Origin of the sequence: Bacillus sp. REN3, assembly GCF_017912555.1 — a bacterium.
GTDB lineage: Bacteria > Bacillota > Bacilli > Bacillales > Cytobacillaceae > Mesobacillus.
The window spans coordinates 243,536-261,648 of record NZ_JAERSD010000001.1; the positions used below are offsets into that span (position 1 = coordinate 243,536).

The following is an 18,113-nucleotide window of genomic DNA, read 5'->3' on the forward strand; positions in this document are numbered from 1 at the left end:
CAACTAGGAAGCTTTCACTTCCTAGTTTTTTTTATCCTTTTTCAGCCTTAGAACGCGAAAGGCTACCCCGAACCAGTCAAGCGCCATATTAAAGGAAGAAGTCATTCACCCTCCGGCTGCTGCATATATGGCATACTTTTTCTACATTCCATGAGTGGAATGTGTTCCCGCAAATGTCGCAGTTTGACGTGAAAACTTGTAAATGGTCTGTTGCCGCCTGATGAAGATGTTTTTTAATCAATATGCCATTGCTTTGGCAAATATCCCGGCAAAGGTTGCAGCCAGAACACTTTTGGGCGTCAACTTGCAATGATTTGTCTTCAAGCTTGAACACATCGGCTGGACACAGCGAAAAACAAGCTTCGCAAAGCGAACAGCCTTCTTTATCGAAAACAATGTCAAAGAATGACCAATCCGGATAAAGATTCGACAATCGAAAGTTATCTTCATTAAAGCGCCATTTTGCAGGTGTGATGGAAGAAAGCATGGTTTTCTTGCTGTCTGAAGTCAATTTGCTGAAAAAATCCCTTCTTGACATCTTTAGCTGTCCATCTGATACCTTTGTTAATTCGCAGACACTCTCCAATGATTCCATGCCCATCTTCAATAAACATTCATTTGCCTTCCAAATGACAGGATCAAGCTTGTCATTACCACTTGCTGAACAAAGATAACGGATTCCTTTTTTATGGAAATACAATAGTTCGGCTACAGTTGGCAATGGAGAATCCTCTTCAAGCAAAAGGTTTTTTTGGACGACATTCCTTGACGGCGACTGCCCCTTGATTGCCTGTTCAGGACAAACAGTTATGCAGATTCCGCAAGATGTGCATTGATCGGGACTGATGTCGACATTTTCCTTATCAATCTTGATCGCATGTTCGGGACAAGCATCCAGGCAAAGGTTACATCTGCTGAAAGGACTGATGTTTCTAAGGCAAGATTCAGAGATTTCAAGTTCATATCCAAGGCTTTCAAGCCAATTCGTCAATAGCGACATGCCGGTCACCTCAATGGTACATTCATTTTCTTTTATTTTACGATGAATAGATTGTAAAAGTGTTGAGTTCGCTTGTTTTTCATAGATATGTAAAGGAATGTTCACAGGAAATTCGGCAAGAACTTCCTAAACCAGCATCCTTATAGGATTACAGTGTTGGCAACTTGCTAATATGCTCTAGAGTGCAAGGGTTTTTGGGTGAAATCCTTTACTCGAATTCTGTCGATTCTCCACAGAATGTATATTGTTTCACATATTTCATTGGCATATAGTGAAAGTGTGAAGCAGGGAGAGAAAAGGTGGTGTGAAGACGTGAATGCAAGGACTGAAGACAGGAAAAAGACTGCCGGGATTTTCCGGATTATGGCTGAATTTTATAAACCTCCTTCAGAGGAATTCTGGATTGGATTAAAGGAAGAGCAATTATTTGGAAGCCTGCGCCAGGCTGCAATGGACGCATATGGATCCACAGCCTTAATGTCCGCTTTGAAAATGCCTGAAAGCTATGAACAATTGGTAGACATCTATTCCGCGACGCTGTCCAACACAAAAGAAGGGGCAGCGTTGCCTGTTGAATCGATTTATAAGATTTGGACTCAAGATGAAGGCTGTACTCTTCCTTTTGCGAAAAGCAAAGGGTACTTACAGGGAGATCCTGCCTTCCATATTAGATTCATTTTGGAAAAGTTCCAAATTGAGATCCCTCCGGAGTACGCAGGAACTCCAGATCATCTCTCAATTTTGCTGGAACTTTTCAGCTATTTCATCGAACATGCCCAAGAGGAATTTACTCGCGGGTTCCTAGCCGATCACTTCGATTGGTTGCCAGATTTTAAAGAAAAAGTCCGCAAGACTGGAGTCCATCCATTCTATTATCAGGCGACCGGGCTTCTGATGGAATTGCTGGAACTCCAGCGGCAGACTTACCGCTAACCCAGGAGCCGGAAAGGTGGTGATGCTTTTAGTGGATGCACTAAGGGCATATACATGGACGAGCAGAAAGCTTCAACCGGAAGACAGAAAAAAGGAGGTCTTGTGAAATGCTAGATACAAAACTATCACGGCGTGGCTTCATTAAAGCATCTGCAGCGACAGCTGCGCTGGCATCCGCTGGGACAGTGGGCTTCAATCAATGGAGCAGCGAATATGTTAAAGCTGGCGGAAACACAGATATAAAGGAAATAGCCAGTACATGCAACGCCTGTTCAAGTAAGTGCGGGATGATTGGACATGTAAAGAATGGCCGTTTATGGAAGCTTACTGGCCACCCGGACCATCCCTATTCAAAAGGAAAGCTATGTGCGAGAGGACACGGTTACGCGACAGTGGTCTATTCTCCAGACAGGCTGACAGAGCCATTGAAACGAACAGCAGATGGAAAATTCAAGCCGATTTCATGGGAACAGGCTTATAAGGAAATTGCTGAAAAATTGGACAAAATCATCAAGGAACACGGCCCTCAGGCAGTTGCCTTGACGGAAGACCCAAGAGCGACAGGCAAGTTTTATTCCCCACGGTTCATCAATGCCCTTGGATCATCCAACTATTATACGCATCACGTCGTCTGCTCGAACTCCCGGGATGCAGGTTTCCTGCATACTGTAGGCGTGACTTCCACCAGCGCAGACATAAGCAATGCGAAATATATCATGTTCATCGGCAGAAGCTACGGGGATGGAATCCGGCCGGGCTCAGTCCTGTCCCTGGCTGCGGCAAAGGACAATGGAGCGAAAATAGTCATTGTCGATCCTCGCTTGAACAATACCGGGAACCTTGCGACCGAGTGGCTTGCAATCCGGCCCGGAACGGACCTGGCACTTATTCTGGCCATGTCACATGTCCTGATAAAAGAAAACCTGCATGATATTGAATTCATCAAGAAATATACAATCGGATTTGATGAATATGCAAAGGAACTTAAGAAATATACTCCTCAATGGGCTGAAGGCATTACCGGCATCCCTGCGGACGCCATCACTCGAATCGCGATTGACATGGGAAAAGCGAAACCAAAGGCTTTGATCGAGCAATCATGGCGCGGAGCGTTTGGCTGCAACTATGAAAATAGCACGGAAACCGGAAGGGCAGTAGCACTGTTCAACGCCTTGCTGGGCAACTACCAGCAGAAGGGAGGCAGCATTTTCGGAGGGAAGCCTAAATTGGGCAAACTGGATGAAAAGAAGTATCCTAATCCTCCTGAACCAGAGTCACCAAAGGCAGGTTCTGAAAGCTTCCCGCTTGCCTATAAGGAGCATGGAGTCGCCACGATCGTTGCCAAGGAAGCGCTCGAAGGGAAAATGAAGGCAGCTATCTATTATCATTCGAACGCAGCGCTTGGATACGGCAATCCAAAGGTCATGAAAGAAGCACTTTCCAAAATGGACCTTGTCGTTGCCATTGATGTTCAGATGTCAGAGACTGCCCAGCTTGCACACTATGTGCTGCCGGATGTGACCTATATTGAACGCGATGAAGTCATTGAAGGCTTATCAGGTAAAGTTCCTGGCATTGCCCTTCGCCAGAGGATGGTAGAAAAAGTCCATCCGAAGACAAAGCCAATCGATCAAATCTATACAGAATTAGCCGAGGCTTGCGGTGTCAGCCAGTACTTCAACTTTACGCTCGATGAACTGAATGAAGCGATGCTTGCCCCAACCGGCATCAGCTACAAGGAATTAAGGGAAAAAGGAACAATCATGTTTCCTGAAGAAGAGATTGTCATCGGTGAAATGCCTGAATTGAAAACTCCTTCAAAAAAGATTGAGTTTTTCAGTGAGACTTACAAAGAAGCAGGCTTCAAGCCTATAGTCGAGTGGGTAGAGCCAAAAGTTAGCCCTGCTGACGACTCTTTCCGGCTGATCACCGGAAAACAGGCAATCCACAGCCATACACAGACAGCAAATATCCCTATTCTGATGCAGATTACAAAGGACTATGACCTAGAAAGAATCTGGATCAATCCTAAGCGCGCAAAAGCACTCGGCATCAAAGACGGCGATATGGTCGAAGTGAAATCCAGTGAGGCAACGAGTAAGGTTCGTGTGAAAGTAACGGAGAAAATCCATCCGGAAGCTATCTTTGTCCCAAGCCATTACGGTATTACATCAAAAGATTTAAAAACAGGAGTAGGCATTGGTTTTGGCTATATGGAACACGTTCCATTCGATTTTGAAAAGTGGAGTGGAGCTGGAAATATCCAGGAGGTAATTGTCAAGGTGAGGAAGGTGAGAGGCTGATGGCACGCTATGGAATGTTGATCGATACCAGAAAATGTGTGGGCTGTTATGCATGCCGGGTTAGCTGCCAAATGCAAAATGAGCTTCCGGTCGAAGAGTCATTCATCAAGTTTTATGAAAAAGAGACAGGTACGTTCCCGAATGTCAGGAATGAAGTCATCCCCGTTCAATGTCAGCATTGTGAGGATGCTCCATGTGAAAGTGTATGTCCGACGAAAGCAACGTACACAACAGAAGAGGGAATTGTCCTCGTAGACGCAGATAAATGCATTGGCTGTAAATACTGTATGGTTGCATGCCCGTATAATGCCAGGACGCAGGAACACAGTACAGGGGTAGTGGAAAAATGCCGCTTCTGTGCAGAATTGGTGGCTGAAGGCAAACAGCCTGCATGTGTCAGCACCTGTATCAGCAATGCCAGGATCTTTGGCGATCTCGACGATCCGAACAGCGAAGTATCAAAGGCAATTGTCAGGCTCAATGCCAAACCATTAAGGCCTGACCTGGGTAAATCAAAAATCTACTACGTGAGGTGAGTATGATGGTTTGGGGAAATATAATTGCCGCGTATTTGTTTTTAGCAGGACTCAGCGCGGGGGCATTCCTTACATCCTCCTATGTATCCAGAAAATATCCGGATGCTGTAACGGTAAGGGTCATCGGAAGGCTGATCAGCCCTGTATTGATGGGAATCGGGCTCCTGCTGCTGATTGTTGATGCGGAAGCAGGTTTGAAAAACCCTTTGCGCTTCATCTATCTGTTTACGAATCTTAGTTCTGTCATGACGATCGGTACGTATTTCATCAGTTTCTTCATGTTGGCAGCTGTCTTCATTGCCCTGATGGAATTGCTGAAAAAGGACGTCAATAAGCTGGTTGAGTACGCAGGCATTGTTTTTGCCATCGCGACAGCGATCTATACAGGATTCCTGATTGGTGTCGTCGGGTCGGTACCGTTATGGAACACTGCGATTTTGCCAATCCTGTTCGTCGTATCGGCTATATCCACTGGTATCGCCGGAACAATGCTCGTTTCAGCACTCATTGATAGAAGTGTCGTGCACAAGGTTTTGTCAGTGAAGAAAATCCACCTGGCATTGCTTGTTGCAGAAGTATTCCTGATTTTCACGATGTTCCTGATTACTTCTTCATCGAATGAAGCGGCCGCAGAATCAGTCGCGATGCTTGTTTCCGGTGAATATAGCACGCTTTTCTGGTTCGGCCTGATTGCTATGGGCTTGATCCTTCCAATCATTATCGAGTCACTGGAATTATACAATGAAAAAAAACTTGGGCACAGCAAGGCCGGTCTTGAAGTTGCTGCAGCAGGATCACATGGTATCGCTGGTACACTCGTGACCGAAACGGCAGTCCTTGCCGGTGGATTCATCCTCCGCTACCTGCTGCTTGCGGCAGCAGTGCCAATCGCGTTCTTATAAAATTCGTAAGCCTGGACTGATGCAGTTCAGGCTTTCTTGTTGTCTACCAGGAACTTATAAAATTCTTTAGTTGTGGATAATTACATGCAGTATTCTGAATCCAGCTAGAGCCCTAGCCACTCGAGAAGCTTCAGTCCCGTCGAAGAAAACAAAAGAACGACTTCACTGTCAGGCCGCATGAAGGACACAGATGTCCTTGTGCAGACGTAGCCGCAGTGTACTGCGATCTTATAGCCGGCCAGCGCTTGCAGGGGCTGAACGAAGCACTTGCGCTTTTCGTTCTGCAATAAGAAAGAACTCAGCAAGAAGAAGATAGGACACATTGGTCTCAGGAAAAAGCGAAAGAAAGGGAGTCTTCTTCTGGAAAGGTTAAAAAAATGAAACTATTTTCCTCTTTATTATGACATGGCAAAGTGGTAAAGTGTTTGGTAACAAATTGCCCCGATCCTTGCAAAAATCTAAGTTTGACATAACGAGTTTATGGGAAAATGAGAGTTAACAGTTAATGATAATGAGGGCGATTATGGAAAACAACTTTGAATTTTACATGTTCCGTGAGGAGCTTAGAAAGCTCCATATTGAATATCGACGATGCCATGATATAAAGGTGAAACAGGAAATATCAAAAGATATTGAGCTATTGGAAAACGCGCTGGAAAATTTGTGATTGACGCAGGAGAATTTGTATGGAAAAACTACTGAATGACCAGGAATTTTTTCAATTATGTGAAACTGCCTCGCTGGAAGAAATGGCAGTCAGGTTGACTGAGGGCAATATCAGGGGACTGGAAAACATTGCCCTGAGGTCGATTTCCACCAGGAAAACACTGCCATTGCCAGTCAGGAATGTACTGCTTGCCTATTTTTTCAACACATTTGCCAATGAGGTATATGATCGGAATGATCTTGCAAGGATTTATGATTATTGGACATCCGAAGGGATCCAGACATTGCCGCAGGCAATCGGTAAAACTAGTGAGGATATTACGCAGGTTTTGAAGAAACTGAAAGAATCTTGATCCTGAACATGAGAGCAGGCTGCCATTTGCAGTCTGCTTTTTGGTGTTTTGAAAAATTCCAGGTTAACCGCTTCCATCCGGGCCTTATTTTTGCCGATTGGACAAACGCCAGCCATTGAAATACAGCAGGGCGGCATGTTAGGGCATCCCATTCACTGTGCACTTCAATACAAGGCAGCAGGATAGATTATCAGGACCAGAAGCAGGGCAGGAGAATAGGTTTCCTCCTGGTCCGTCAGGTGAATGCGGAGATATTCCTGGATACGCAGCTGCCGACCATCGAAGTGTAAGAGGGATGCAGGTGCAGTGACGCTTCAGCCGCTAGAAAACAGAAGCTTTTTAGAAAAAAAGAAACAGTTAATTTAGTCTTGATTCTCTCGTTTAAACGCATGGCTTTCCTTAGTATAGCGAAGGCTTGTGACAATTTTGAATACTGGCCGCCAAGTTCACCTATTGTTAATAAACATTCGGACCAAGCCTGAAAAAAGAGTTTAAAATGAGAGTAAGGATGTTGAACTGCCCGTAGGCATAAGTTCTTTGGAGGATACTATGAGGATACAAAAGGAATACCTGCAGAAAGTTGTCGATCTCTTGCCTGAGGGGATCATCATCATGGATAAGGAACGGATGATCCATTATCTGAATGGACAGGCTGCCGCCATGACAGGGTGGAAGCTAGGCGAATCGGTCCCATACTGTACGTATTGCCAGCAACGTGAAGTTGGAGATGATGAAAATCGATGCATTTTAACGGCTGAAGAGCCAATCCCCTTCTTCCATTCTCATATGGCTGTTTACGAAGGGCTTGAAGAGTTTGAAATGTCATTGAAAAAGCTGGATTGGGAGGAGCAGGAGTTTTTTATGCTTCAGATACGGAGGCCTGTCCAGAATGAAAACAGTGAAAGGGCGAGGTTCCATGAATTGCTTGTCCAGGAAACAATGCTCGCGCAGGAAGCGGAGAGGAAAAGGATAGCAAGGGAATTGCATGATCATATCGGGCAAAGTGTCTACAGTATTTTTCTTGGACTCGAAGTAATCAAGCAGAATATAAATGATGAAACACATCAAACGCATGTCGCGAATATGATCAATGTCATGGAAAAGACTTTAACTGACATTAAGCACCTGACCAAAAGCCTCAGACCGGAAATCGTGTACCATCTTGGATTGGAAAAATCGCTCCTCGAGGCTGCAAAGGATTGGATGAAGCTGTACCAGATCGATATCATCCTTGAAATGGACATCGATGAACAAGATGAATTCGATCCCGAGAAGGAACTCCATCTTTTCCGGGTCATCCAGGAGAGTGTAAGCAATGCGGTTAGGCACGGAAAGGCAACCCGGATTTCAATCAATCTAAAATCCTATCACGGCTATCTTTTCTTTTATATAAATGATAATGGATGTGGATTCAAGCCTGAAGGCTGCAAATTTAAAGGTCTTGGGCTTAAGCACATGTATGAAAGATGCAAAATGCTCCAAGGGGACATCAGGTGGATGAGCAAACAAGGCGGCCCTACACGTGTTGAAGGATTTGTATCGTTACTTAAGAATGAGGGAGAGGCTGAGAATGAACTTAATGATTGTCGATGACCATGAAATCGTCCGGGATGGATTAGCCATGCTCTTGCAGCAATCATTCTGTATTGATGCGAAAATCTGTGCGTCAGATGGCTACGAGGCATTGAAGGCTGCTGAAAATTTCCCGGCCGACCTGGTATTGCTGGACTTGTCGATGCCAGGGGGACTTGATGGACTGACTACCCTTGAACGGCTAAGAAAGCTGCTTCCCGAATCGAAAATCGTGATTTTTTCCATGCATGATGATGTTGGGTACCAGAAGAAAGCATATGAGGCGGGGGCAGATGGATATCTGATCAAACAATTAAGAAAAGATGATCTCATTCAATCACTGGACCATATCCTGGCAAACCATAAGGTCTTTGATTCGATTGTTTTGGAAGAGGGTTCCCATGCAGATGCTTATTATCAAATTGACTTGCCGATAACCAAAAGGGAGAAGGAAGTATTCATCTTGACCGTAATGGGCTATTCGCAGAAAGATATAGCCGACAGGCTTGATATTTCGGTGAAGACAGTCGAGAATCACCGGCAAAAAATCGGGGAAAAACTTGAGACCCATAAGCGGTATGATTGGGTCGAGATGGCACGGAAATACAACGTTTTCCAGCTGTGAAGGAAGCAGGACATGTCCTGCTTCTTTTTTTTCATTAAATGAGAGTCTGGAAAAGGAACTGGTTCATGTGGGTCAGAAAAAATACCAGGATAGGCAGCTTATAAATGTTTAATGCGAAACGATGCGGACGAATACGATAAAAGAGTGAAAAATCTGCAAATCATGGGGATTGTGTGTTGCCGATAAGTTCAATCTGCTAACAGATAATCTGGAATTTCAATAAAGACAAATTATAAATACACATTTTTCCAAATTATCATCCCAACCAAGATGTTTTTTGAGATAATGGAAGAAGTATAGACAGAAAGCAGGTGTGATGGATGGAAGTATTGGCGGTACATCAGCTGTCTAAGAGGTTCAAAGATTTTGATGTGATAAAAAACATTTCTTTTTCAGTCCATAAAGGGGAATCATACGGCCTTTTGGGACCGAATGGAGCCGGGAAGACAACAACGATCCAGATGGTTTCCGGGCTTTATCCGCCTACATCAGGAAGCATTGAGGTAGCAGGCATCGATATGGTCAAACAGCCGAAAAAAGCGCAGGGCCTGATTGGCATCGTGCCCCAGGATATCGCGTTGTATCCAACGATAAGCGCTCGAGAGAACCTTATTTTCTGGGGAAGGATGTATGGGCTCAGGGGCAAGGACCTGCACAGGAGAGTCGAGAAGGTACTCGAAATCATTGGGCTGGGCGACAGGGGAACAGATAGGGTCCAGACCTTTTCGGGGGGAATGAAACGGCGAGTGAATATTGCAGCGGCAATCCTCCATAACCCTGAATTATTGATCATGGATGAACCTACTGTAGGGATTGACCCACAATCAAGAACGCATATCCTTGATACCGTAAAACGCCTCAACCAGGAAGGAATGACGGTCATCTATACGAGCCACTATATGGAAGAGGTCCAGTACCTATGCACAAGGATTGGAATCATGGACCGCGGTGAGTTCATCGCATCCGGAACGATTTCCGAACTACGGGAGACGATTGGCGACCGATCAAGGATCGTCATGAAGTTTTCAGGCAATAAACCGGTTGAAAAACTAGAAGGTCTACTGGCCCATACGTTCTCTAAAAAGGATTTCCAGGTGAAAGGCGGCGAGCTTGCTGTTTTCGACAGGGAGCCCCAAAACGTGTTGACTGAATTGATCCAGACTGTCACTGGAGCAGGGTATGGAATCTCATCATTAGAAATAGTCGAGCCGAATTTGGAGAGCGTTTTTTTGCATCTTACAGGACGCAGTCTAAGGGATTAAGGAGGGTGGGACGGATGGGATTTTGGTGGCTGGCAGTAAAGGATGCGAAAATCATTGGCCGTGACCGTAAGGCATTGCTGACACTTGTATTCATGCCAATCTTACTGATCGGGATTCTTGGCGCTGCGTTTGGAAACTTGATGGGAGAAGAAGAAACTGCGATAGAAAGATTCAAAGTAGGGATCGTGAATCATGACGAGGGTAAGCTGGGGACTATTCTTGAAGATGAAGTGATCAACAAGGGCCTGACCGATTTGGTATCCGCGATATCAATGGACAGAAAACAAATGGATGAACAATTGAAAGAACAAAAGATTTCAATCGGACTGATCCTCCCGGCCGGTTTTACCGAGTCCGTCCTTTCAGGCGAGGGATCGGAAGTTGAAATCATTTCGATTCCTTCTGCTGCTGTTCAAACGGCCATTATCGAAAATGTCATCATGGAATTTTCTCAATCAGCAGCTGTGGATGCAGCCGGGACGGCTGTCGCTGCTGAGGCTGCTGCGATGGAAGAGAGACAAACGCTTGATGCCAGGGGCCCAGTAAAAGTGCCTAGTTCTTTTAAGGCAGTGAAGGAAATAGCCATTCAAGAGAAACATGAGCCAGTTAGCTCCTTTCAATATTATGCTGCCGGAATGGGTGTCATGTTCCTGATGATGACAGCGGTCACCGGTGTCAGTGCGATGATTGAGGAAAAGGAACACGATGTGTATGGTCGTTTACTCGTTTCAAGTCTGGCTGGACGGGATTACCTGCTTGGTAAATTTATTGGCATTCTTTTTACCTCATCCATCCAATTTTTCATCATCATCCTGGGTACACACCTTCTATTCAGCGTGGAGTGGGGCGAGTCAGCCGCAGGTGTAATCTTTGTCGGACTCGCTTATGTTTTCAGTGTCTCAGGACTTGGAGTACTCCTCGGCATACTCGTCAATACTGAGAAAGCTTTTTCAGCTGCAGCCATGCTTGGAACACAGATCATGGCTGCGGTCGGAGGCAGCATGGTTCCACTGTATATGTTCCCTGATTGGGTCAATGAGGTGGTGAAGATTTTCCCGAATGCCCTGACGTTGCAAACGTTTCTCGAATTGATGTCAGGTGCTGGCCTTCCGGAGGTAGCAAATGAAGCAATCATTCTTGTTTCTATTGGAACAGTTTCGCTCCTGGCTGCCTGGTTTGCTTTCTCTTTGAAAAGGAGGTCCTGGTATGCGTAAAATCATGGCAGTCGCATGGCTTCATTTGAAATCCTTTATTGTTTCGCCAGCTGCAATCATCATGATGTTTGTCATGCCGATTCTGTTCAGCGTCATTTTTGGAGGAATGGGTTCAGGGAATTCATCAGACAGGAAACCTCTAGTTCTCATCGTCTCTCCAGGAGATGAAAGCGAGGATGAAATCGTCAAACTTCTAATTGGCAATGATCAATATCAATGGCGGGTTGCTGCTAAAAAAGAAGCGAGGGAACTTGTAAGCAGCCAAAAGGCGATCGCAGCAGTTATGATTGCAAACGAGCATGATTTGGATCGTCTGGAAACAGGTCCTTTGTTTGAAGTCATTGTTCAAAGAAAGACACAGGAATATGAAGCGTTACGGAGATACCTGGAAGGTGCCGGTAAAACCGTCGGAAAGTCAGCTCAATTTGCAACCGGTCTGGATTCGCCTGACATCGATGCAATTTTGCAAAAGATCAATGGCCAAGAATCCGTTTCCATCAGCAAGGAAATCATCCAAAAAGATGAAGAAAACACGCAGGCTGTCAGTTTGCTGGCAATCGGGTTTACGATCATGTTCATGATGTTTGGGATTTCCGGGGCAGCATCTGCCATTCTTGATGAGAGAACAAACGGTACATGGCAGCGCCTGTTAGCTTCTCCTGCATCTAAGAGAGAAGTGATGGCAGGTTATCTTCTGTCCTATTTTCTGATGGGGTGGATACAGCTGGGTGTCCTGATGGCCGCCATGAAGCTGATATACGGAGCAGGCTGGGGAAATCTTTTCTACTTTATTCCCTTTGCCACAATTGTCATCCTCACGATTGTAGGGTTTAGTTTAATGCTCGCAAGCCTTGTCAAGACGAGGCAGCAGGCGAGTGCCCTGGGGACGGTCCTGATTGTCAGTACATGCATGCTCGGGGGTGTATACTGGCCGCTTGACATTGTCCCTGACTTCATGAAACTCATTGCAAAAGCAGTTCCTCAAAGCTGGATGATTACCGGATTCAATGAAATCATCAGTGGCAGCCTGTATATGCCAGCTATTTTAAGCTCGGTTTTTGTATTGGCAGTTTTCAGTGTCTTTTTCTTCGTGATTGGCCTGAAAAAGGTTAAATATTATTAGAAGGATGCCAGCCTGAAAAAAGGCTGGCATTCTTTTTAAGGGGATTCTATCGAAAAATCATTTTTCTAGAGTTATAATAGATATTTAGAGTGAGTGAACGATCTAAGGAATTTTGGAGGTTAATATGGCTGTATATACCCCGATGATTAAACAATACTTGCAAATAAAGGCAGATTACCAGGATGCCTTTTTATTTTTTCGTCTCGGAGATTTTTACGAAATGTTTTTTGATGATGCTTTGAAAGCGTCGAAGGAGCTTGAAATAACATTGACGAGCAGGGATGGAGGAAGCGACGGAAGGATCCCGATGTGCGGGGTGCCTTACCATTCCGCTCCAAATTATATCGAACAACTGATCAGCAAAGGATACAAAGTCGCGATTTGTGAACAGACAGAGGACCCGAAAATGGCTAAGGGTGTCGTGAAGCGGGAAGTCGTCCAGCTGATTACACCCGGCACGGTGATGGAGGGCCGCGGACTTGCGGACAAAGAGAATAATTTCATCGCAGCCGTGACTGTTTTTCCTGGTGATACATATGGCTTTGCATGCACTGACCTGTCGACTGGCGAAAGCAGGACGACGCTCCTGACAGGCAACCTGGAAGAGCTTGTCAATGAACTGTCGCTTTCTGGAGCGAAGGAAGTCGTCATTGAAAGCACGCTATGCCCCGACATCCAGAAGAAACTGAAAGAACGCTCTATTTTGACATTATCGATTGAAGATAACACAGAAGTGGACGATCGCTTCTCCAGATTGCTGTCAGGTCTTGAAGACGACCAGTTGAAGAAAACTGCCTCAAGGCTGTTGAATTATTTGTACCGGACGCAAAAACGGAGCCTTGACCATTTGCAAAAGGTTGCGGTATACAAAGTCCAGCAATTCATGAAAATCGATTATTTCTCAAAACGGAACCTTGAAATGACGGAAACGATCCGTTCGACAGCCAAGAAGGGGTCGCTTTTATGGCTGCTGGATGAAACGATGACTGCCATGGGCGGTAGGATGCTGAAGCAATGGATCAACAGGCCGCTGATCGACAAGGAGGAAATTAGCCGCAGACAGGATATGGTCGAGCTGTTTGCAGGGCAATTTTTCGAACGCCAGGAATTGAGGGAAAAACTGAAGGAAGTATATGATCTGGAGCGCCTTGCTGGCAGGGTCGCGTTTGGCAATTTGAATCCCAGGGATTTGATGCAGCTAAAACGTTCCCTTTTGCAAGTCCCTGCATTGAGGCAAATCCTTCTCGGCCTTGAGCACAATCAAGCCAAGAGGATGGCTGAGCGGCTCGATCCTTGTGAGGAAGCGGCTGACCTCCTTGAGCAGGCGATTGTCGACAATCCTCCTATTTCTGTAAAGGAAGGGAATATTATCAGAGATGGCTATGACCAGCAGCTTGACCAGTATCGGGACGCGAGCAGGAATGGTAAGACCTGGATCGCGATGCTTGAACGGGAGGAACGGGAGAGGACCGGAATTAAGTCGTTAAAAATAGGCTATAACCGAGTCTTTGGCTACTATATCGAAGTGACGAAGGCGAACCTTCACCTTTTGCAGGAAGGCAGGTATGAGCGCAAGCAGACACTGTCGAATGCCGAACGTTACATCACTCCCGATTTGAAGGAAAAGGAAGAGCTGATCCTTGCGGCTGATGAAAAGAGCATGGAACTCGAATACCAGCTTTTTGTCGGAATCAGGGAGACAATCAAGGAGTACATCCCAAGATTGCAGGGGCTAGCAAAAGCGCTGAGCGAGCTGGATGTCCTGCTCGGATTTGCCGAGCTTAGCGAACAGCGGCATTATGTAAAACCTGTTTTCTCGGCAGATAGGAAAGTGGTTTTGAAGGATGGACGCCACCCTGTTGTCGAAAAGGTAATGGATGCGCAGGAGTATGTACCGAATGACTGCTTTATGGATAGCAAAAGGGAAGTCCTGCTGATTACCGGGCCGAATATGTCTGGTAAGAGTACGTATATGCGTCAAATAGCCTTGACAGCCATCATGGCGCAAATGGGCTGCTTTGTCCCTGCAAAAGAGGCAGTCCTGCCGATTTTCGATCAGGTGTTCACAAGAATCGGCGCAGCGGATGACCTGGTTTCAGGGCAGAGTACCTTCATGGTCGAAATGCTTGAAGCAAAGAATGCAATCATGAACGCCACGGAAAACAGCCTTATTTTATTCGATGAAATAGGCCGCGGAACCTCAACTTACGATGGCATGGCGCTCGCACAGGCGATGATTGAATATATCCATAATAAAATAGCGGCGAAAACCTTGTTTTCAACCCATTATCATGAGCTGACATCACTGGAGGCAGACCTGGAAAAGCTTAAGAATGTCCATGTCAGTGCCGTCGAACAGAATGGAAAAGTCGTCTTCCTCCATAAGATCAAGGAAGGCGCAGCCGATAAGAGCTATGGCATCCATGTCGCCCAGCTTGCGGAATTGCCGCCAGACCTGATTGAACGGGCTGCCGAAATCCTGCAAATTCTCGAACAGACAGATGAAAATGGCTCGGCCCAATTCCATAGCCGCCAAGGTGCGGCAGAAACAACAGGCGTTTCGGGAGTGCCAGCGGGACAGGTCCATGAGGATAATCGTCTGCATGCTGCCGAAACAGCTGCCACTGCACAGCTGTCATTCTTTGAAGAGGACCCGGCTCCTAAAAAGGCTGGCGCGGCAAGCAGAAAAGAAAAACAGGTACTTGACCAGTTAAGCGGGATGGAGATTTTGGATATGACGCCTTTACAGGCCATGAATGTCCTTTATGAACTGCAGAAAAAGCTTAGACAATAGGGAACCGGAGGTGGGTACATGGGAAAAATCATTCAGCTTGATGATGCCTTATCGAATAAAATCGCAGCCGGGGAAGTAGTCGAACGGCCAGCCTCCGTCGTCAAGGAATTGCTCGAAAACTCAATCGATGCGGGGAGCACTGTGATCGAAATAGATCTTGAGGAAGCGGGACTGGCAAAGATCAGGATTACGGATAACGGTGATGGTCTGGAAGAAGATGATGTGCTTGCCGCCTTTGAGCGCCATGCAACAAGCAAAATCAAGAATGAGACCGATTTATTCCGTATCCGTACTTTAGGCTTCAGGGGGGAGGCGCTCCCAAGTATTGCGTCCGTATCACGGCTTGAAATGAAGACTTCGACTGGCCAGGAAGGGAACAGGATCAAGATTGAAGGCGGGAAGGTAGAGTCACTGGAAAAAGCGGATGCCCGTAAAGGAACCGATATTACAATTACTGATTTATTTTTCAATACACCTGCACGCCTCAAATATATGAAAACCATCCACACAGAGCTTGGCAACATCACTGATATTGTCAATCGGCTTGCGCTTGCGAATCCCGATATCTCATTCAGGCTTGTACACAATGACAGGAAGCTGCTGCACACGGCCGGCAATGGGGATGTCAGGCAAGTGCTTGCGGCGATCTATGGTCTGAACATGGCCAAGTCGATGGTGCCAATAGCAGGAGAGTCGCTTGATTATAAAATCAACGGATATATTTCCCTTCCGGAAGTCACGCGCGCGTCAAGAAATTATATTTCAACGATGATAAATGGCCGGTTCATCAAAAACTACGCCCTCGTGAAAGCGATTCTCGAAGGCTACCATACGCTGTTGCCAATTGGACGCTATCCTGTTGTTCTGCTTAGCATTGAGATGGACCCACTATTGATCGACGTCAATGTCCATCCATCAAAAATGGAAGTCAGGCTGAGCAAGGAACAGGAATTGAATAGTCTCGTGTCGGCTGTAATCAAAGATGCCTTCAAAAAGAAGGAATTGATACCAGCTGGGCTTGTCACCAGCAAGCATGAGAAGCTTAAATCAGAACAGACTTCCATGAACCTTGATCATTTGTCTGTAGAGAAAAAATATCCTCCAGCACGGGGCAATGTTATTCCTGGACATGGATCGGCTGTGGAAGATAAAGCAACGGAGATGAGCCGCCCTATTGCAGAAGCAGAAAATAGTTTCGGAGAAGGGACCGTTATACCGAACTGGCGGAATGCCTTCCTTGCGGCAGAGGACGGGGAAACGGGAACCGAGACGAATGCGACTGATGGTTCAGCGGAAGAAGAGGCATCGCATGATATCGACAAGAAGCAGCAAGAAATTACATCATCCTGCGCAAGTGTTGAAACGGTCCCGAGTCCCAATGCTAAGGAATCCAGGGTTCCGCCGCTCTACCCCATCGGGCAAATGCACGGTACGTATATTCTTGCCCAGAATGACAGGGGTCTGTACATCATAGACCAGCATGCTGCCCAGGAGCGGATCAAATATGAGTATTTCAAAGACAAAGTCGGAGAGGTAGCTTCTGAGCTGCAGGAGTTGCTCGTACCGCTTACGCTCGAATATTCAGCTGATGAATGCATTAAAATCAATGAGCACCGGCAAGAGCTTGAAAAGGTAGGCGTTTTCCTTGAGCCATTTGGACTTAACAGCTTCATCATACGTTCACACCCCCAGTGGTTTCCGGGCGGGAAAGAGAAGCAGCTGATCGAAGAGATGATTGAACAACTGCTTGCAATGAAAAAGGTCGATATTAAAAAGCTCAGGGAAGAAGCAGCGATCATGATGAGCTGCAAGGCTTCAATCAAGGCGAACCACCATTTGCGCAATGATGAAATCCAGGCATTGCTGGATGAATTGAGGCGATCGTCGGATCCTTTCACCTGTCCGCATGGACGCCCAATCATCATCCATTATTCGACTTATGAGATGGAAAAAATGTTCAAAAGAGTCATGTGAAAGAAGCAGCTTTCCTCTGTGGGATGCTGTTTTTTTCTTTGGCTATGTTAAAGACAAGTGTTGATTTTTAATACCTGTTGGTTGGAACGGAAGGCACGCAGATTCCTCGTTTTGGGAATCATTCTTCTGATTGTCCCTCGGCAATGGTTGGCTAGTGCGTCCTATAACATTTGTCAGTCAGACTGATTTTTTTTAGCGACCTGATGTGTTCCTTGAAGAGCAGCAACAGGCTCACCAAAAGTCCAGCTAAGCTCCATATAAGACGGATATCTGGATTCCTATGGCAACCTTAAAAAGGATAGTCTAAATCCTGCTTTAGCAGTATAGTAGAGGGAGAAGGAAGAATGGAGGTGCTCCATTGGTTTTCTCATTGCTATTTATATTCTTGCCAATTGTCATCCTTGTTTTTATCATAGCTTATGCAACGAAAAACAAAGAAAAAGGGGGTGAAACCGTGATCAGGCATTTATACACTTATCTAGTTCTATTCGCTACACTGATGATGGTTATTGGAGGAGGAGTTTCCATTTTTATGGCAGCGGCCGATTTGGTTAGTCCATCAGGGTATTATCAAAGCTATACAGACTATAAACAAATGACCCTGAGTGGAAAAATGGAAGGCGCAAAGACAGAGATGAGCGAAGAGGAGCTTCTCAACAGCTATGAACTGTATAAGAAAGAAGAACAACAAAGGCAAAAAAACGGGGCTATCAATCAAATCATCAAAAGTCTGGGCTTCATCGTCATCCCACTTCCTGTATTCCTTTATTTCAACAGACTTAGGAAGCACTATGTAGAAGAATGACAGGTGGTGCACACATCTGTCTGGAATCAGCACTGAAACGCTCCCCTGCAT

15 protein-coding genes are annotated in these 18,113 nt (G+C 45.8%); 14 read left to right on the plus strand and 1 reads right to left on the minus strand.

Annotated elements, in window-relative coordinates; genetic code table 11:
* Positions 1–88: 88 nt before the first annotated feature.
* Positions 89–1,000: a 4Fe-4S dicluster domain-containing protein gene (locus tag JJQ88_RS01195; RefSeq protein WP_210363900.1), complete on the minus strand. Its 912-nt coding sequence runs from the start codon at positions 998–1,000 to the stop codon at positions 89–91.
* A 312-nt stretch (positions 1,001–1,312) separates the two neighbouring features.
* Here JJQ88_RS01195 and JJQ88_RS01200 point away from each other — a divergent pair, with 312 nt between their 5' ends.
* From JJQ88_RS01200 to JJQ88_RS01265, 14 genes are all read left to right on the plus strand, one after another.
* Positions 1,313–1,933, plus strand: a complete 621-nt coding sequence (locus tag JJQ88_RS01200; RefSeq protein WP_210363901.1) for a TorD/DmsD family molecular chaperone — start codon at positions 1,313–1,315, stop codon at positions 1,931–1,933.
* Between the two features lie 107 nt (positions 1,934–2,040).
* Entirely contained in the window at positions 2,041–4,236 is a 2,196-nt protein-coding gene (locus JJQ88_RS01205; RefSeq protein ID WP_210363902.1) for a molybdopterin-containing oxidoreductase family protein, read from the plus strand.
* Complete coding sequence (locus JJQ88_RS01210) at positions 4,236–4,772, plus strand: 4Fe-4S dicluster domain-containing protein (protein WP_210363903.1); 537 nt, start codon at positions 4,236–4,238, stop codon at positions 4,770–4,772. Before JJQ88_RS01205 ends, JJQ88_RS01210 begins: the two co-directional genes overlap by 1 nt.
* 5 nt (positions 4,773–4,777) lie before the next feature.
* Positions 4,778–5,674 carry an NrfD/PsrC family molybdoenzyme membrane anchor subunit gene (gene nrfD, locus JJQ88_RS01215; RefSeq protein WP_210363904.1) on the plus strand — a complete coding sequence of 299 codons (897 nt, stop codon included), beginning with the start codon at positions 4,778–4,780 and terminating at the stop codon, positions 5,672–5,674.
* A gap of 523 nt (positions 5,675–6,197) precedes the next feature.
* Positions 6,198–6,341: a hypothetical protein gene (locus tag JJQ88_RS01220; RefSeq protein ID WP_210363905.1), complete on the plus strand. Its 144-nt coding sequence runs from the start codon at positions 6,198–6,200 to the stop codon at positions 6,339–6,341.
* A 19-nt stretch (positions 6,342–6,360) separates the two neighbouring features.
* Positions 6,361–6,693, plus strand: coding sequence for a hypothetical protein (locus JJQ88_RS01225; RefSeq protein ID WP_210363906.1), 333 nt, complete (start codon positions 6,361–6,363; stop codon positions 6,691–6,693).
* A 549-nt stretch (positions 6,694–7,242) separates the two neighbouring features.
* Positions 7,243–8,286 carry a sensor histidine kinase gene (locus tag JJQ88_RS01230; RefSeq protein ID WP_210363907.1) on the plus strand — a complete coding sequence of 348 codons (1,044 nt, stop codon included), beginning with the start codon at positions 7,243–7,245 and terminating at the stop codon, positions 8,284–8,286.
* Positions 8,264–8,890, plus strand: a complete 627-nt coding sequence (locus JJQ88_RS01235; protein WP_210363908.1) for a response regulator transcription factor — start codon at positions 8,264–8,266, stop codon at positions 8,888–8,890. Before JJQ88_RS01230 ends, JJQ88_RS01235 begins: the two co-directional genes overlap by 23 nt.
* 320 nt (positions 8,891–9,210) lie before the next feature.
* Positions 9,211–10,152, plus strand: a complete 942-nt coding sequence (locus JJQ88_RS01240; RefSeq protein ID WP_210363909.1) for an ABC transporter ATP-binding protein — start codon at positions 9,211–9,213, stop codon at positions 10,150–10,152.
* A 14-nt stretch (positions 10,153–10,166) separates the two neighbouring features.
* Positions 10,167–11,366, plus strand: coding sequence for an ABC transporter permease (locus JJQ88_RS01245; RefSeq protein WP_210363910.1), 1,200 nt, complete (start codon positions 10,167–10,169; stop codon positions 11,364–11,366).
* Complete coding sequence (locus JJQ88_RS01250; protein ID WP_210363911.1) at positions 11,359–12,489, plus strand: ABC transporter permease; 1,131 nt, start codon at positions 11,359–11,361, stop codon at positions 12,487–12,489. The genes JJQ88_RS01245 and JJQ88_RS01250 overlap by 8 nt, the downstream gene beginning before the upstream one ends.
* Before the next feature lie 124 nt (positions 12,490–12,613).
* A complete protein-coding gene (gene mutS / locus JJQ88_RS01255; protein ID WP_210363912.1) occupies positions 12,614–15,283 on the plus strand; it encodes a DNA mismatch repair protein MutS in 2,670 nt (889 codons plus the stop codon).
* Positions 15,284–15,301: 18 nt separating this feature from the next.
* Positions 15,302–17,257, plus strand: a complete 1,956-nt coding sequence (gene mutL / locus JJQ88_RS01260; RefSeq protein WP_210363913.1) for a DNA mismatch repair endonuclease MutL — start codon at positions 15,302–15,304, stop codon at positions 17,255–17,257.
* A 358-nt stretch (positions 17,258–17,615) separates the two neighbouring features.
* Complete coding sequence (locus JJQ88_RS01265; protein WP_210363914.1) at positions 17,616–18,062, plus strand: hypothetical protein; 447 nt, start codon at positions 17,616–17,618, stop codon at positions 18,060–18,062.
* Positions 18,063–18,113: the final 51 nt, after the last annotated feature.

What these genes read in the sequence shown, in the direction of transcription:
- JJQ88_RS01195 (WP_210363900.1), bottom strand. Translation starts at nt 1,000, where the DNA reads ATGTCGCTATTGACGAATTGGCTTGAAAGCCTTGGATATGAACTTGAA.
- JJQ88_RS01205 (WP_210363902.1), top strand. Translation starts at nt 2,041, where the DNA reads ATGCTAGATACAAAACTATCACGGCGTGGCTTCATTAAAGCATCTGCA.
- JJQ88_RS01210 (WP_210363903.1), top strand. Translation starts at nt 4,236, where the DNA reads ATGGCACGCTATGGAATGTTGATCGATACCAGAAAATGTGTGGGCTGT.
- nrfD (WP_210363904.1), top strand. Translation starts at nt 4,778, where the DNA reads ATGGTTTGGGGAAATATAATTGCCGCGTATTTGTTTTTAGCAGGACTC.
- JJQ88_RS01220 (WP_210363905.1), top strand. Translation starts at nt 6,198, where the DNA reads ATGGAAAACAACTTTGAATTTTACATGTTCCGTGAGGAGCTTAGAAAG.
- JJQ88_RS01225 (WP_210363906.1), top strand. Translation starts at nt 6,361, where the DNA reads ATGGAAAAACTACTGAATGACCAGGAATTTTTTCAATTATGTGAAACT.
- JJQ88_RS01230 (WP_210363907.1), top strand. Translation starts at nt 7,243, where the DNA reads ATGAGGATACAAAAGGAATACCTGCAGAAAGTTGTCGATCTCTTGCCT.
- JJQ88_RS01235 (WP_210363908.1), top strand. Translation starts at nt 8,264, where the DNA reads ATGAACTTAATGATTGTCGATGACCATGAAATCGTCCGGGATGGATTA.
- JJQ88_RS01240 (WP_210363909.1), top strand. Translation starts at nt 9,211, where the DNA reads ATGGAAGTATTGGCGGTACATCAGCTGTCTAAGAGGTTCAAAGATTTT.
- JJQ88_RS01245 (WP_210363910.1), top strand. Translation starts at nt 10,167, where the DNA reads ATGGGATTTTGGTGGCTGGCAGTAAAGGATGCGAAAATCATTGGCCGT.
- JJQ88_RS01250 (WP_210363911.1), top strand. Translation starts at nt 11,359, where the DNA reads ATGCGTAAAATCATGGCAGTCGCATGGCTTCATTTGAAATCCTTTATT.
- mutS (WP_210363912.1), top strand. Translation starts at nt 12,614, where the DNA reads ATGGCTGTATATACCCCGATGATTAAACAATACTTGCAAATAAAGGCA.
- mutL (WP_210363913.1), top strand. Translation starts at nt 15,302, where the DNA reads ATGGGAAAAATCATTCAGCTTGATGATGCCTTATCGAATAAAATCGCA.